Origin of the sequence: Pseudothauera rhizosphaerae (genome assembly GCF_004801305.1) — a bacterium.
GTDB lineage: Bacteria > Pseudomonadota > Gammaproteobacteria > Burkholderiales > Rhodocyclaceae > Pseudothauera > Pseudothauera rhizosphaerae.
In genome coordinates this window covers 67,776-83,611 of sequence record NZ_SSOD01000009.1, presented here as the reverse complement: position 1 = coordinate 83,611, position 15,836 = coordinate 67,776, and the positions used below count along the sequence as shown (strand labels likewise).

The following is a 15,836-nucleotide window of genomic DNA, read 5'->3' as shown; positions in this document are numbered from 1 at the left end:
TTACTCACCGCCGCTCACCAAAGGGCGTGACGGACGTCACACCCGCCTGGGAGGGGACGCCCCCGTCAGACGTTGCAGGAGAGCACGAAACCGACCGCCCGCACCGCGCGCAGGGGCAGCACGCAGCCGGTTTCCTGCTTCACCTTGCTGCGCAGCCGGCTCACCAGCATGTCCAGGCGATGATTCAGGTAGTAGTCGGAACGGTGGCCGAGGGCCTCGATCAGCACCTCGCGGCGGACCGCCTCGTTCGGGTGGTCGAACAGGCAGGCCATGAGCAGGCGCTCGGAGGCGGTCAGCGATACGCCGTGGCCGGACGGCGCCATCAGCATCCAGCCGTCGACGGACAGGGACCATCGCGCCGCGCCGGCAGCGGCGGGCGGCGGTGGCGGCGGGTCCGCCGCCGGGCGTTCCGCCGGGCTCCCGGCGACGCGCCGGTGCACGCACAGCAGCGTCGCCGCGAGTTCGCGCAGATCGATGGGCTTCACCAGGTAGGCGTCGCCCCCCTCCAGCAACGCCCTGACGCGGTCTTCCACCGAGCGCCGCGACGTCAGCAGGACCACGCCGACCCCGCCGATCGCCTTGAGCGACGCCGTCACCGAAAAGCCGTCCTCCCCCGGCAGGCCGATATCGACGATGACGACGTCGCAGGGTTCGTTCAGCAGCCCGAGGTAGAGCTCCCGCGAGCCGGGGAAACCCCGTACCGAGAAGCCGTATTCGCCGAGGCCGAACAGCAGTTCGTCGCGCAGGTCCGCGTCGTCCTCGACCATGCACACGCGCACGCCGGCCCCCATCCTCCGGATCGCGTCGCGACTGTCTCCCTGCATGAAGGTTTCGCTGCTCACTGCCGTAGGCCGCTCATGGTTCGTCGGTCGGGCGCAACGCCGCAGACCGGGCGGGCGCAACGAGGTATTCTGCCGCAGTCCCCTGCCCTGCTCCCGGCGGATCCCATCGCCAGCGTGACGTATTTCATCGACAGCAGCAAAATGCCGCCCGCCGGCACCAATACGGTTCAGTTACGCAAACCGTATTGAGTTCCTGCTCCCTCTCCCCTTGCGGGAGAGGGCCGGGGAGAGGGGGCGCCCCGCAGGGGCGTAAGGCTGTTCATGGCGATCTGGTACGCCCCCTCTCCCCAACCCCTCTCCCACGAGGGGAGAGGGGCTTTGCCGGGCTTGACTGAACCGTATTGGCCCGCCGGCGCGCCATTGCGCGGCGTGCTTAGTCCGGCGCGGCCGCGGGCAGCCGGACGACGAAGACGGCCCCCTCGCCCGGCGCGCTGCGCACCCCGACGGTGCCGCCGTGATGCTCGACGATCCGGCGCACCAGCGCGAGCCCCAGGCCGCTGCCCGGCTGCTGCCGCCCCTGCACGCGCACGTAGGGCTCGAAGATGCGCGCCTGGTCCTCCGCGGCGATGCCGCAGCCGCGGTCGGCGACGCGCAGTTCCACCTCCCCGCCGTGGCGCGCCAGGGTCACGCGCACCGGCGCGTCCGGCGGGGAATACTTGATCGCATTGCCGACCAGATTCACGCACGCCACCCGCAGCATCTCCCGGTCGCCGGCGACGACCGGCGCGCCGGTGCTCTCCCGTTCGACGGTGAGCGCGGGCGTATCGGCGGCGCGCACGACCTCCTCGACCACCTCCGCCAAGTCGACGGCCTCCATGCGCGGCACCCCTTGCGTGCGCAGCCGGTCCTCGGCCAGGTTCGTCTCGATGAGCGCCAGCAGGCGGCGGCTGGCGCGCCGTATCTTCTGGTGCCGCAGTTGCACCGCCGGCGGCAGCCCGCCGACGCCGGCGAGGTTCTGCAGCGTCATGTCGATGATCGCCAGCGGCGACTTCAGCTCATGGGCGACCAGCGCGACGGTGTGCTGCTGCCGCTCGGCCTGGTCGAGCGCCTCGACGCGGGCCGCGTCGAGGCGGTGGCGCCAGGCGTGCAGTGCTGCCGCCGCCGCGCCCGCCAGGGCGGTGAGCAGGGGCGCGGCCAGCACCGCCTGCCGGTGCACGGACAGGAGGAGCCAGTACACGGTGCCCAGACAGGCCAGCGTGCAAACGAGGGCGACGGCCACCCGGCGCAGCCCCGCCCCCCGCGCCGCAACCGCCGGCAGCAGCGCGATCAGCAGCAGGACGGCGTTCCAGCCCGCATGCGCCGGCACGTGATAGTGCCCCTGTTCCAGCGCGGCATGGGCGATGGCCATCACATGCACGCCGTGGAGCACGCCGCGCGGCGTATTGACGTGGTCCGAGAACAGCGCCGTGGTGCCGATGAACACCGTGCGCCCGCGCACCTGCGCAGCATCGAGCGCGTGGCCGGGCAGGCCCAGCGCGGCCTTGGCCACCGCGGCCAGCGGCACGGTGGGCAGCGCATGGCCGTTGGCAGGAAAGACGAGGCCGACCGCGCCCTGCGCGTCGACCGGCCAGCGCCGCTCGCCGACGCGCAGCGCCCCCCCTTCGCTGTACACCGGCGAGACCTGCCCCCCCTGCAGGGTGGCGAGCACGGCGGAGGGCAGATGAGCATCGCCGATGCGGTGGAGCAGCGGTATGCGGCGCAGCACCCCGTCCCCGTCGTAGCGAAAGGCGATCAGCCCCACCCGCGGCAAGGCTGCGGCCCCCTCCAGCAGGGGCCGCGGCAGGGCCGCCGCCGCCCATTCGTAGGCCGGCGGCGCGCCTTCACCCCGTTCGACCGGCCAGGCCAGGCGTTCGAGCAGCGCGGCATCGGCCCCGCCGGGCACCGGCTCGCGCACCGCACCGGCCGCCAGCACCACGCCGGGATTGCGCGCCAGCGCTTCCCGCAGGGCCTCGTCCCCGGCGCGCGGATCGGCGAACAGGACGTCGACGAACACGGTGCGCGCCTGCAGTTCGGCCAGGTAGTCGAGCACCGTGGCGTAGATGTCCCGCGGCCAGGGCCATGGGCCCAGCCAGGGGCGCAGCTCGGCCAGCGAGGCTTCGTCGATCTCGACCACGAGCACGCCGTCGAAGCGCTCCCCGGGCGCCAGCAGGCGCTGGGCGGCATCCTGCAGCCACTGTTCCAGGCGCACGCCGGGCGGCGTGGCCGCCAGCAGCCATGCGGCGGCCAGGGCGAGGCCCAGCACCGCCCCGGACCGCTGGGAGAACGCCCGCAGACGCCCGGCGAGCCGCCGCCGCACGCTCACAGCGCGATCAGCAGTACCACGAGCAGGAGCGGCCACGGCCCGGGGGCGGGAAAGTCTATCTGCTGCGGGCGGCCGAACGGCCCCGCGTTGCCGTTGCCGTCGATGGCCTGGACGCGCACGAAGTAGGTGCCGCCCCCGCCGCGCGGCAGGCGGAACTGCGGCTCGGCCACCCTTTCGTCGGCGAGCGGCTCGCCGAATGCCGCGTCCCGGGCGACCTGCACGCGGAAGCTCAGATCCGGTTCGCCCGCGTGCCAGCGCAGCAGCACGCCCTCCCCGTCCTCTTCCGGCGCGCCCACGTCGGGCCCCTCCGGCAACGGGCGCACGGAGAACGGCTGCGGCAGGCCGAACGGCCCCGCACGGCCGTCCGGCATCACGCTGGCGATGCGCCAGTGGAAGTCGCCGGCGGGCAGGTGGACGGTATGCCGCGTGTCCGCGTCGATGGCCAGGTCCACGCGCAGCGGCGGGGAAAAGGCCGGATCGTCCGCCACCTGCAGGCGGAAGGCGCCGATGCCGAGCGGCCGCGCCCAGCGCAGGGTCGCCTCGCCCCCGCGCAGCACGGCGCCCGCGGCCGGTGCGGTCATGAGCGGCGGCTCGGGCCGCGCGGCGATCTCGAAGCGGTGCTCGCCGTCCAGCCCCTCCAGGCCGTTGCCGGCCACCGCCCGCACGAGCAGGCGATAGCGGCCGTCCGGCAGGTCGCCGTACTGTACCGAGGGCGTGGACGAGACTTCGTCCGCCAGCAGCGCATCGCCGTCGTCTTCCGGAAAGATCCGCACGCGCCAGCCCGTGTTTCCTTCGCCCGCCGGCCACGCAAAGCGCAGCGGCAGCAGTTCGACGCGCCGGGGCAGGCCATCGAGCGCCGGCGCCGGCGCCAGCGCGATCGGCGCCGCCGGCGCCTCCCCGGCGCGCGCCACGGTGCCGTAGCCCGCGTCCAGCCCCACCGTGCGCCGGCCGCCCGTGGCGAGCACCCGTCCGCTGCTCACCTCGCCGCGGGCCGCGCCGTCGGCGCCCACCGCCACGCGGAAGTCGGTTCCGCGCACGCCCAGGTTGAGCGCCTCCGACTCGATGCGGTAGCGCGCGGCGGGCCGGTGCTGCGGCTGCACCCGGCTGTCGATCTGGCCCCCGTGCAGGCGTATGGTCGTTTCCGCCATGCCGGTGCCGCCATATTCCACCATGCGGCCGAGCGTGATGCGGCTGCCCTCGGACACCAGCAGGCGGCTGCCGTCGACGAAACGCAGGCTGGCGTTGCTGTCTTCCGCCGACGCCAGGGTTTCGCCGCTGCCGAGGCGGTCGCCGACCCGCACGGGCGCCTCTCCTTCCGGCGACACCCTGCGGACGCTTCCCCGGACGTGGATCACCGTGGCCACCGCCGCATCCCGCCGCAGCCAGGCGACGGGGATGCGCAGCCGCGTCCCCGGCATCAGGCGGAAGGGGTCGGCTACCTCGTTGAGCGCCTGCAGGCGCCCCCAGCGCGCCGGCTGGCTGAGATAGTTTTCGGCGATGCCGATCAGCGTATCGCCGGGGCGGACCACGTAGCTCCACTCCGCGGCGCGCGCCGCCGCGGCAGCGAGCAGCAGCAAGGACAGGATCGAAACGAAACGGACGAGAGGCTTCAAGCGCGTATCCTCGGACAAGACCCGGAGGTGGCGTCGCCCCCAGCCTTGCGGGCGGCGCGCACATCCTGTTCGTTATATATCGAAGGTCTTATACCGAAGCTTGCGTTCCGATACCGTGCGATGCTTCCTGAATGTGATTCTTTGTGAGTCAACGTGTCGCGGCGGGCAGCGGAATCCGGCCGTGCCCGCGGGTCGTCCCTACCCTCCCGTATGCGCCGTGGGGCTGCTGGTCCCGGCGTCCGGCGTGCCGTACAGCGCCTGATCCAGGGCACGCCGCCCGGACGAGCCCCGGCGATCGCCATCGGCCAGGTAGTGCGCCTGCGCGCGCGGATCGCGCCGCTGGCCGCTGCGCCGATCCTCGTGATGCACGTAGAAGCAGGCGCAGCGCCCGCGCGAGCACGAGGGCAGCGGAATCGGCGGCGCTTCCGTCGACAGGAAACGGATGCCCCGCAAGGCCCGCACCATCTCGCACCCGCCATCGCGCGCGGCACGGACCTCCACCGCGTGAAAAGACGGCCCGTGCTCGCCGAGGGGGGGAGGCGCCTCCTCCCCGCTCCCCTCTTCCCCGCCCGCACGCGTGCGGACGTAGAACAGGAGGCCCGCCGCCGCGAGCAGAACGATCACCGCCACGCTTTCCATGCATATTCTCCCCGGTGCTTACTTTTTGATAAGAAGCACGGAACATGCCGGATGCGGCGTTACCCCGCGCCGAACGCCCTCGGCTAGAATCTTCCGGGCATGCATCCGGATGCCGCACGGGCGCCCCGTACATACCAAACGATTACAAGGAGACAGCATGCCGCGCCACACCAAGATCGTCGCCACCCTCGGCCCCGCGTCATCCGATGCCGCCGTGCTCGAACGCATGGTGCATGCCGGAATCGACGTGGTACGCATGAATTTCTCCCACGGCAGCGCGGAAGACCACGTGGCGCGAGCCAACACGATCCGCGAGGCTTCCGCCCGCGTCCGCCGCCCGGTGGGCATCCTCGCCGACCTGCAGGGGCCCAAGATCCGCGTCGGCAAGTTTGCCGAGGGGCGGGTCACCCTGCACAAGGACGCGGCATTCATTCTGGATGCGCGCTGCGCGCTCGGCGATGCCGGGCGGGTGGGGCTGGATTACAAGGATCTGCCCCGGGATGTAAAGCCGGGCGACACTCTGCTGCTCGACGACGGCCGCCTCAAGCTCGTGGTCGAGCACGTGCAGGGCCACGAAATTCATACCGTGGTGCGCGTGGGCGGCGAGCTGTCCAACAACAAGGGCATCAACCGCCAGGGCGGCGGCCTCACCGCGCCGGCGCTGACCGCCAAGGACATGGAGGACATCCGCACTGCGGCACGCATCGGCGTGGACTTTCTCGCCGTATCCTTCCCCAAGAGCGCCGCCGACATGTACATGGCCCGCCAGTTGATGCGCGCGGCCGGCGGCGAGGCGCTGCTGATCGCCAAGATCGAGCGCACCGAGGCGGTAGCCAACCTGGCGGAGATCCTCGAAGCTTCGGACGGCATCATGGTGGCGCGCGGCGACCTGGCGGTGGAAGTGGGCGACGCCGCGGTGCCCGCGCTGCAGAAGCGCATGATCCGCGCCGCGCGCGAGCGCAACAAGCTCACCATCACCGCCACCCAGATGATGGAATCCATGATCGCGAGCCCGGTGCCGACCCGCGCCGAGGTGTCGGACGTGGCCAACGCCGTGCTCGACGGCACCGACGCGGTGATGCTGTCGGCCGAGACCGCCTCGGGCCAGTACCCGGTGGAAGTGGTCGAGGCCATGAGCCGGGTGTGCCTGGAAGCGGAAAAATCCGCCGAGGTCACGCTGGACCGGGAGGTGCTGGACCAGGTGTTCACGCGCATCGACCAATCCATCGCCATGGCCGCCATCTGGACCGCCTACCACCTCAAGGTCAAGGCCATCGCCTCCCTCACCCAGACCGGTTCCACCGCCCTGTGGATGAGCCGCCTCAACAGCGGCGTGCCGATCTACGCCCTCACCCCGGAGGCCGCCACCCGCAACCAGATGACGCTTTACCGGGAGGTCTTTCCGTTGCTGATGAGCCAGCACCACAATGATCGCGACGTGCTGCTGTGGGAGGCCGAAAGCCTGCTGCTCGACCAGGGCGTGGTGACCCGCGGCGACCTGATCGTGCTCACCATAGGCGAACCGATCGGCGCCACGGGCGGCACCAATACGCTGAAGATCGTGCGCGTGGGCGACCACCCCGCGCCGCAGGGGTGCGAAGCCGGCGCGGCGTGAAGTGTGAAGCATCTGGCGCTCGCTCCACATTCATTCGGCTACCATATTCGCCGCCATGATCCGTATGGCCGGTTCAGCAACCATTCGCCCCGGAGTCCAAGCAATGAACGACAAACTCAAACTTCTTGCGCTCGCCACCCTGACGGTTCCTTTGGCGGGTTGTCTCGGTTCCATGCCTGTGAGCATGGGTGACTCCAGCGCCAAGACCGTCGCCACGGGCGCCGCGGGCGGCGCCAATGCGGAAAACGCCAGCTCCGATCTCGAACGCTGCGACCGCCCCTTCGGCACCATCGCCGTGGTCGAGGACCAGACCGCCGACTGGTTCCGCCACCTCACCGGCCAGTACCGGCTGACCTCCACCGTTCCGGTGCTGCGCCTGCTGATCCAGCAGTCGAACTGCTTCATCGTCGTCGAACGCGGCCGCGCCATGGCCAACATGGCCCAGGAACGCGCCCTGCAGCAAAGCGGCGAACTGCGGTCCGGCAGCAACTTCGGCAAAGGCCAGATGGTCAGCGCGGACTACTCGCTGTCGCCCGAAGTCCTGTTCAGCGAACGCGGCACCGGCGGCCTGGGCGCGGCGGCCGGCGCGGTGGGCGGCGGCGTGCTGGGCGCCATCGTCGGCAGCATGAAAACCAACGAGGCCGCCACCCTGCTGACCCTGGTGGACAACCGTTCCGGCGTGCAGGTGGGCGTGGCCGAGGGCAGCGCCAAGAACACCGACTTCGGTTTCGGCGGCCTGCTCGCCGGCGGCAGCGCGGCCGGCGGACTGGGCGGCTACACCAAGACTCCGCAGGGCAAGGTGATCGCCGGCGCTTTCATGGATTCCTACAACCAGCTCGTGCGCGCGGTGCGCAACTACACCGCCCAGAGCATGGGCGACCGCGGCCTCGGCACGGGCGGCCGCCTCGGCGTGGACGGCGGCACGCAACAGACCGGCTATTCGGGCGGCAAGATCGGCCTGCGCGACGCCCAGTCCAAGCTCAACCAGCTCGGCTTCGACGTCGGCACGCCGGACGGCAAGATGGGCTCCAAGACCCGCGCCGCCCTGCAGCAGTTCCAGGCCGACCGCAACCTGCCCATCACCGGCCGCCTCGACGCGGCCACCCAGGCCGAATTGCTGAGATAAGCGGCGGCGCCGAACGGCGCCCGTCGCATCCCGCGGCTCCGGACGGCCCGCCTTCGCGCGGGCCGTTTTCCTGTCCGGCGGCGGGCCACCCGCGGAACGGAAACGCTACAATGCGCGGTCTACGACTGAACTGCCCGGGCCTCCACGGCCCCGTACGGAGAAAACAATGCCCCTCGTTTCCATGCGCCAGCTTCTCGACCACGCCGCGGAGCACGGCTACGGCCTGCCCGCGTTCAACGTGAACAACCTGGAACAGGTCCAGGCCATCATGGAAGCCGCCGCCGAAACCGACAGCCCGGTCATCATGCAGGCCTCCGCGGGGGCGCGCAAATACGCCGGCGAAGCCTTCCTGCGCCACCTCATCGACGCCGCCGTCGAAGCCTACCCCCACATCCCCGTCGTCATGCACCAGGACCACGGCCAGTCGCCCGCGGTGTGCATGGGGGCGATCCGCTCCGGCTTCTCCAGCGTGATGATGGACGGCTCCCTGCTGGAAGACGGCAAGACGCCCTCCTCCTACGACTACAACGTGGCAGTGACCCGCGAGGTGGTGAAGTTCTCCCACGCCATCGGCGTCACCGTGGAAGCCGAGCTGGGCTGTCTCGGTTCGCTGGAGACCGGCATGGCCGGCGAGGAAGACGGCATCGGCGCCGAAGGCAAGCTGGACCACAGCGCGCTCCTCACCGACCCGGACCAGGCCGCCGACTTCGTCAAGGCCACCGACTGCGACGCGCTCGCCATCGCCATCGGCACCAGCCACGGCGCCTACAAGTTCACCCGCAAGCCCACCGGCGACATCCTCGCCATCGACCGCATCAAGGCCATCCACGCCCGCATCCCCAACACCCACCTGGTCATGCACGGCTCGTCCTCGGTGCCCCAGGAACTGCTGGCCATCATCCGCCAGTACGGCGGCGACATGAAGGAGACCTACGGCGTGCCGGTGGAGGAGATCGTCCAGGGCATCAAGTACGGCGTGCGCAAGGTCAACATCGACACCGACATCCGCCTGGCCATGACCGGCGCCATCCGCAAGTTCCTCGCCGAAAACCCCTCCAAGTTCGATCCGCGCGAATACCTCAAGCCGGCCCGCGAAGCCGCCAAGCTGGTGTGCAAGGCGCGCTTCGAGGCTTTCGGCAGCGCCGGCCAGGCCAGCCGCATCAAGGCCGTGGCGCTGGACAAGATCGCCGCGCGCTACAAGGCCGGCGAACTGGCGCAGATCGTGCGCTGAGGTCGCCCGTCCGACGCGCCCCAGGGGCCAATACGGTTCAGTCAGGTGAACGGCCTGATCTTTTCTCCCCTCTCCCCTCGCGGGGCGGAGGCGGAAAAGCGAAGCACCGCTTCGCCCGCCGGAGCGCTCTGTGGCCGGCAGGCCACAGAGCCGGGGCGCGGAGCGGGGGTTGGGGGAGAGGGGGAAAGCCCTGCCGGAATGGCACGCCGCCCCGGAATTGACACATAATCGGGGCTCTCCCGACCGACCACCCTGCGAGCCCCCGGCATGTCCAAGGCCAACGTCAAGCTGCAGCTCACCTTCGACCTCGACATCGCCGCCCCCGAGCGCCTGCTGGAACTGGACCACGAGGCCCTGTGCAAGACCTTCAGCGAGATGCTGGGGACCATGGTCGTGCAGGGCCTGCCCACCATCGCCGGCAAGCAGCTCGCCAAGGCCGGCGCCAGCGTCGTCGGCCACCACTGCCATCTGTCGGCGACCTCTCTCGCCGCCCGCCCGCTGGCGCGGGAGGCCCTGGTCGCGGCGGCGCCGCACCTGACCGACGCGGAACTCGAACAGCTCGCCCGCAGCGCCCAGGGCAAGCTGCCCGAAGCCCCCGACGAACTGCAGCGCTACCTGCGCCGCCAGGCCCTGAAGCTGGTCAACGACTACCGCATGGTGCCGTGCACGGTGGCCGCCAGGCTCACCTCCGGCAGCCCGGCCCAGCTCGAAGGCAAGCTCAACCTCACCAACGGCAGCGTGCTCATCGGCGAGCGCGACCGCCAGAACCGGCTGCAGGCCAACCAGGGCGCCATCGCGGTCGAACCCCTCGGCACCGGCGTCCGGCTGGAAGGCATCTGCGCCGGCCACACCCTGAGCGGCCCGGTGATCGAGGTCAGCGTGGCCCAGCTCGCCGCCCACCGGGACCCGTTGATCAAGGCCTGGCAGGAAGCTTAGGGCATGGACTGCTTCGCCTACGGCTCGCTGATGTGCGGGGACATCATGACGCCCGTGGCCGGCGCCGCCTTCCCCGCCGCGCCGGCCGTGCTGCACGGCTACGCGCGCCACCCGGTGCGCGACGAGGCCTACCCCGCCATCGTATCCAGCCCCGGCGCCAGCGTGAGCGGCCTGCTCTACCGCGGGCTCGACGCCACGGCGTTGCAGCGGCTGGACGCCTTCGAGGGCGAGATGTACGAGCGCAGCCCCGTGGAAGTCACGTTGCCCGACGGCAGCCGCGTGCCCGCCCAGACCTACGTCTTCCGCCCCGCCCACGCCCATCTGCTGCTGCCCGGCGAATGGGACTTCGACGCCTTCCTCGCCCACGGCAAGGCCCGCTTCCAGGCCCGCTACCTGGGCTTCCGGCGGCTGTAGAGGCCGCTCACCCGCCGACCGCGCGCATGCGTTCGGCCCCCTCCGCCTGCAGGAAATCCAGCAGCGCCTCCAGCGCCGGCGTGGGCGGGCGGTCGGCGTGCACCAGCACGTTCCATTCCCGCACCACCGGGGTGTCCTGCACGTCCAGGCGCACCAGCCGGCCGCTCTCCAGTTCCATGGCGAAGGTGTGGTGGGACAGGAAGGCCACCCCCATGCCCGCCATGGCCGCCTGCTTGAGCGTCTCGTTGCTGCCCATCTCGTCCGCGCGCAGCGCCTTGACGCCGTGGGCGCGCAGGAAGCGCTCCAGGTTGCTGCGCGTGCCCGAGCCCCGTTCGCGCAGCAGCAGGCGCTCGCCGGCCAGGGCGGCGGGCGGGATGTGGCGCCGCCCCGCCAGGGGGTGGTCCGGCGCGGCGACGAAGCTCAGCGGATGGGGCGCGAAGGGAATGCGGCGCAGCGGCAGGCCGCGCGGCGGCGTGCCCATGATGGCCAGATCCACGCGCTGCTCCCTGAGCTGCTCGTAAACCGCTTCCCGGTTGTTCACCGTCAGGCGGAAGCCGATGTCCGGGTAGCGCCGGCCGAATTCCGCCAGCAGGTGGGGCACGAAGTATTCCGCCGTGGTGATCGCCACCACGTCCAGCGTGCCGGCCGCCACGCCGCTCATGGCCTTCATCTCCACCTCGGCCAGTTCCAGCGCCGCCAGCGCCTCCCGCGCACGGCGCACCAGCAGTTCGCCGGCGTTGGTGAGACGCACCTCCCGCCGGCCGTCCACCAGCACCTGGCCGACGACGGCTTCCAGTTCGCGCACCTGCATGGACACTGCCGGCTGGGTCAGGTGCAGCACGCGCGCGGCCTGGGTGAAGCTGCCGCTGTCGGCCAGCGCGACGAGGGCGCGCAACTGGCGCAGGGTGGTGCGCTGGGCAAGTTTCATCAGGATTCCTTATCTAAAACTCGCAAAAAACATCATTGGTGCTTATTTCACCAAATACTTACTCTCCTGTCACGACAACGATAAACAAGGCGGGGACATCGGCATGTTTTCCATCGAGCGCACCACCCTCACCGAATACCTGATCACCCAGCGCCGCCGCCATCCGGGCGCCACCGGCGAACTCAACGCCCTGCTGCTGCAGGTCGCCCAGGCCTGCAAGGCGATCTCCCGCGCGGTGGCGCACGGCGCGCTGGCCGGCGTGCTCGGCAGCCTGGAACGCGAGAACGTGCAGGGCGAGACGCAGAAGAAGCTGGACGTGCTGGCCGACGAAATCTTCCTGCGCGCCACCCACTGGGGCGGCGACCTGGCCGGCATGGTGTCGGAGGAGAACGAGGAACCCATCCCCCTGCCCGCGGGCAACGGGCGCGGCAAGTACCTGCTGGCCTTCGACCCGCTGGACGGCTCGTCCAACACCGACGTGAACGTGGCCGTGGGTTCGATCTTCTCCGTGCTGCGCGCACCCGTGCCGGGCGAGGACGCCGACACCGCCGACTTCCTGCAGCCCGGCGAGCGCCAGGTGGCCGCCGGCTACGCCATCTACGGCCCTTCGACGATGCTGGTGCTGACCGTGGGCGACGGCGTGGCCGGCTTCACGCTGGACCCCATCCTGGGCGAGTTCTTCCTCACCCACCCGGACATCCGCATCCCCGAATCCACCCGCGAGTTCGCCATCAACGCCTCCAACGCCCGCTTCTGGGAGCCGCCGGTGCGCCGCTACGTGGACGAATGCCTGGCCGGACGCACCGGGCCGCGGGGGGAGGACTTCAACATGCGCTGGATCGCCTCCCTGGTGGCCGAGACCCACCGCATCCTGATGCGCGGCGGCGTCTTCCTCTACCCCCGCGACCGCAAGGACCCGGCCAGGCCGGGGCGGCTGCGCCTGCTCTACGAATGCAACCCCATCGGCATGATCGTCGAGCAGGCCGGCGGACGCGCCTCCACCGGCGACCGCCCGCTCCTCGCCGTGCCACCCGAGGCCCTGCACCAGCGCATCGGCTTCGTGTTCGGCTCGCGGGAGGAAGTCGAGCGCATCGAACGCTACCACGCGGAACCCGCCGCCGTGCCGGACACGGAGCTGCCCCTGTTCCACGACCGCAGCCTGTTCCTGCAGCACTGACCCCCGGTCCAGGAGGACGCCATGTCCGAGCGCCACCCCATCGTCGCCATCACTGGCTCGTCCGGCGCGGGCACCAGCACCGTGCAGCGCACCTTCGAGGAAATCTTCCGCCGCGAGGGCGTGAGCGCCGCGGTGATCGAGGGCGACAGCTTCCACGCCTACGACCGCGTGGCCATGCGCGAGAAAATGGCCGAATTCGAAGCCGGCGGCCAGCTCTCGCACTTCTCCCACTTCGGCCCCGAGGCCAACCTGTTCGAGGAACTGGAACGGCTCTTCCGCGACTATGCCGAAAGCGGCCGCGGCAGGCGCCGCAAGTACCTGCACAACGCGGAAGAAGCCGAACCCTACGGCCAGCAGCCCGGCACCTTCACCCCCTGGGAAGAGCTGCCGCCCGGCAGCGACCTGCTGTTCTACGAGGGCCTGCACGGCGCCGTGGTCACCGAGACGGCCGACGTGGCCCGCTACCCGGATCTCCTGATCGGCGTGGTGCCGGTGGTGAACCTGGAATGGATCCAGAAGCTGCACCGGGACAAGAGCCTGCGCGGCTACTCCACCGAGGCGGTCACCGACACCATCCTGCGCCGCATGCACGACTACGTGCACTACATCTGTCCCCAGTTCGCCCGCACCCACGTGAATTTCCAGCGCGTGCCCATGGTGGACACCTCCAACCCCTTCATCGCCCGCGCGGTGCCGACGGCCGACGAGAGCATGGTGGTGATCCGCTTCGCCAACCCCAAGGGCATCGACTTCCCCTACCTGCTGAACATGATCGACCGCTCCTTCATGAGCCGCGCCAACACCATCGTGGTGCCGGGCGGAAAGATGGAACTGGCGATGCAGCTCATCTTCACCCCCTTCATCTGGCGCCTCGTCGAGCGGCGCAAGAAGCTGCTCTGAGGAGACCGCCCATGAACATGCGCATCGAAACCGCCGCCATGGACACCCTGTGCGCCAACGCGCTGCGCTTTCTCGCCATCGACGCCGTGGAGCAGGCCAAATCCGGCCACCCCGGCATGCCCATGGGCATGGCCGAAATCGCCGTCGCCCTGTGGACCCGCCACGTCAGGCACGACCCGGCCGACCCCGCCTGGGCCGACCGGGACCGCTTCGTGCTCTCCAACGGCCACGGCTCCATGCTGCTCTACGGCCTGCTGCACCTCACCGGCTACGACCTGCCCCTGGACGAGTTGAAGCGCTTCCGCCAGTTGCACAGCAAGACTCCCGGCCACCCGGAACACGGCCTCACACCCGGCGTGGAGACCACCACCGGGCCGCTGGGCCAGGGCTTCGCCAACGCGGTCGGCATGGCACTCGCAGAGAAGCTGCTGGCGCGGGAATTCAACCGCCCGGGCTGCGACATCGTGGACCACCGCACCTGGGTCTTCCTGGGCGACGGCTGCCTGATGGAAGGCCTCAGCCACGAGGCGGCCTCCTTCGCCGGCGTGCAGCGCCTCTCGAAGCTCATCGCCCTGTGGGACGACAACCGCATCTCCATCGACGGCAACGTCGCCGGCTGGTTCGCCGACGACACCCCGGCCCGCTTCATGGCCTACGGCTGGAACGTCGTCGAGGCGGTGGACGGCCACGACGTGGCCGCGGTGGACCGGGCCATCCGCAAGGCGCTGGCCAACGCGGAAAAGGACGCCGGCCCCACGCTGATCTGCTGCCGCACCACTATAGGCCGCGGCAGCCCGGTGCGGGCCGGCACGGCGGACGTGCACGGCGCCCCGCTGGGCGAGGACGAGGTGGCCGCCACCCGGGAGGAACTGGGCTGGCCCCACGATCCTTTCGAGGTTCCCGAGGAAGTGCGCGCCGCCATGGACGCCCGCGCCGCGGGCGCCGAGCGCCGCGCCGCCTGGCACACCATCTTCGAGGCCTACCGCACCGCCTGGCCCGAGGCCGCGGCCGAGTTCGAGCGCCGCACGGCGGGCCGGCTGCCGGTGGGCTTCCAGGTGCTGGCGCACGCCATCCTGCGCGGCGTGGACAAGGACGCCGCCACCGTCGCCACCCGCAAGGCCAGCCAGCACGCCATCGCCCGGCTGGCCCGGGCGCTGCCGGAGCTGCTGGGCGGTTCGGCCGACCTCACCCATTCCAACCTCACCGACTGGCCCGGCTGCGGCGCCGTGCGCGCCGACCAGCCCGGCCGCCACATCAACTGGGGCGTGCGGGAATTCGGCATGGCCGCGGCGCTCAACGGCATCGCCCTGCACGGCGGCTTCCTGCCCTTCGGCGCCACCTTCCTGGTGTTCTCCGACTACGCCCGCAACGCCATCCGCATGAGCGCGCTGCTCGGCCAGCGCGTGGTCTACGTCATGACCCACGACTCCATCGGCCTGGGCGAGGACGGCCCCACCCACCAGCCCGTGGAACACCTGCCCAGCCTGCGCCTGATTCCCGGCCTGGACGTATGGCGCCCCTGCGACGCGGTGGAAGCCCAGGCCGCCTGGAACGCCGCGGTGCAGCGCCGCGGCCCCGCCCTGCTCGCCCTCTCGCGCCAGAACCTGCCCCACCAGCCGCGCACCATCGACCAGCTCGAAGACATCGCCCGCGGCGGCTACGTGCTGGCCGAGACGGCCGGCGCCAGGCCGGCGCTGGTGCTGATCGCCACCGGCTCCGAGATCGCCCTGGCCGTGGAGGCCCGCGGCCTCCTGCAGGCCGACGGCATTCCCGTGCGCGTGGTGTCCATGCCCTGCACCGCCGCCTTCGACCGCCAGGACGCCGCCTGGCGCGCCGCCGTGCTGCCGCCGGGCGTGCCCCGCGTCGCGGTGGAGGCGGCCCAGCCGGACTTCTGGTGGAAATACCTGGCCGGCGCGCCCCGCGCCGCCGTGGTGGGCATCGACCGCTTCGGCGAATCCGCGCCTGCGTCGGATCTCGCCGCCCTCTTCGGCTTCACCGCCGAACGGGTGGCCGACACCGCCCGCCGGCTCCTCTAGACGCCGATCGCGGGCAAGCCCGCTCCTACGCCACGGTAGGAGCGGGCTTGCCCGCGATGCGGCCGGTGAATTTCCCT

At 71.0% G+C, this 15,836-nt stretch carries 13 protein-coding genes; 8 read left to right on the top strand and 5 right to left on the bottom strand.

Features of this window, described 5'->3' with window-relative positions; all coding sequences use genetic code 11:
* Positions 1-65: 65 nt before the first annotated feature.
* From E6O51_RS12875 to E6O51_RS12860, 4 genes are all read right to left on the bottom strand, one after another.
* The gene (locus tag E6O51_RS12875) at positions 66-824 is read right to left on the bottom strand and encodes a response regulator transcription factor (protein WP_136385397.1); all 759 of its coding nucleotides are present in this window, start codon (positions 822-824) and stop codon (positions 66-68) included.
* A gap of 391 nt (positions 825-1,215) precedes the next feature.
* Complete coding sequence (locus E6O51_RS12870; RefSeq protein WP_168735265.1) at positions 1,216-3,144, bottom strand: sensor histidine kinase; 1,929 nt, start codon at positions 3,142-3,144, stop codon at positions 1,216-1,218.
* Positions 3,141-4,757, bottom strand: coding sequence for a FecR family protein (locus tag E6O51_RS12865; protein WP_168735264.1), 1,617 nt, complete (start codon positions 4,755-4,757; stop codon positions 3,141-3,143). Before E6O51_RS12865 ends, E6O51_RS12870 begins: the two co-directional genes overlap by 4 nt.
* Before the next feature lie 198 nt (positions 4,758-4,955).
* Positions 4,956-5,396, bottom strand: coding sequence for a hypothetical protein (locus tag E6O51_RS12860; RefSeq protein ID WP_136385394.1), 441 nt, complete (start codon positions 5,394-5,396; stop codon positions 4,956-4,958).
* A 157-nt stretch (positions 5,397-5,553) separates the two neighbouring features.
* On the opposite strand from E6O51_RS12860, the gene pyk reads away from it, so the two are divergent.
* The 5 genes from pyk to E6O51_RS12835 all read left to right on the top strand — a co-directional run bounded on the left by pyk (position 5,554) and on the right by E6O51_RS12835 (position 10,718).
* Entirely contained in the window at positions 5,554-7,011 is a 1,458-nt protein-coding gene (gene pyk, locus E6O51_RS12855) for a pyruvate kinase (protein ID WP_136385393.1), read from the top strand.
* A 103-nt stretch (positions 7,012-7,114) separates the two neighbouring features.
* Positions 7,115-8,137, top strand: a complete 1,023-nt coding sequence (locus tag E6O51_RS12850) for a peptidoglycan-binding protein (RefSeq protein ID WP_136385392.1) — start codon at positions 7,115-7,117, stop codon at positions 8,135-8,137.
* Positions 8,138-8,303: 166 nt separating this feature from the next.
* On the top strand, positions 8,304-9,368 hold the full coding sequence (gene fba, locus E6O51_RS12845; RefSeq protein WP_136385391.1) for a class II fructose-bisphosphate aldolase: 1,065 nt from the start codon (positions 8,304-8,306) through the stop codon (positions 9,366-9,368).
* A gap of 267 nt (positions 9,369-9,635) precedes the next feature.
* On the top strand, positions 9,636-10,304 hold the full coding sequence (locus E6O51_RS12840) for a hypothetical protein (RefSeq protein ID WP_136385390.1): 669 nt from the start codon (positions 9,636-9,638) through the stop codon (positions 10,302-10,304).
* Between the two features lie 3 nt (positions 10,305-10,307).
* Positions 10,308-10,718 carry a gamma-glutamylcyclotransferase family protein gene (locus tag E6O51_RS12835; protein WP_136385389.1) on the top strand — a complete coding sequence of 137 codons (411 nt, stop codon included), beginning with the start codon at positions 10,308-10,310 and terminating at the stop codon, positions 10,716-10,718.
* A gap of 7 nt (positions 10,719-10,725) precedes the next feature.
* Here E6O51_RS12835 and E6O51_RS12830 read toward each other — a convergent pair whose 3' ends face one another.
* A complete protein-coding gene (locus E6O51_RS12830; RefSeq protein WP_136385388.1) occupies positions 10,726-11,646 on the bottom strand; it encodes a LysR family transcriptional regulator in 921 nt (306 codons plus the stop codon).
* 103 nt (positions 11,647-11,749) lie between these two features.
* On the opposite strand from E6O51_RS12830, the gene E6O51_RS12825 reads away from it, so the two are divergent.
* Genes E6O51_RS12825 through tkt form a run of 3 tightly spaced genes read left to right on the top strand, consistent with a single transcriptional unit; the run spans position 11,750 to position 15,759 of the window.
* The gene (locus tag E6O51_RS12825) at positions 11,750-12,823 is read left to right on the top strand and encodes a class 1 fructose-bisphosphatase (protein ID WP_136385387.1); all 1,074 of its coding nucleotides are present in this window, start codon (positions 11,750-11,752) and stop codon (positions 12,821-12,823) included.
* 21 nt (positions 12,824-12,844) lie between these two features.
* The gene (locus E6O51_RS12820) at positions 12,845-13,723 is read left to right on the top strand and encodes a phosphoribulokinase (RefSeq protein ID WP_136385386.1); all 879 of its coding nucleotides are present in this window, start codon (positions 12,845-12,847) and stop codon (positions 13,721-13,723) included.
* A gap of 11 nt (positions 13,724-13,734) precedes the next feature.
* Entirely contained in the window at positions 13,735-15,759 is a 2,025-nt protein-coding gene (tkt, locus tag E6O51_RS12815) for a transketolase (protein WP_136385385.1), read from the top strand.
* Positions 15,760-15,836: the final 77 nt, after the last annotated feature.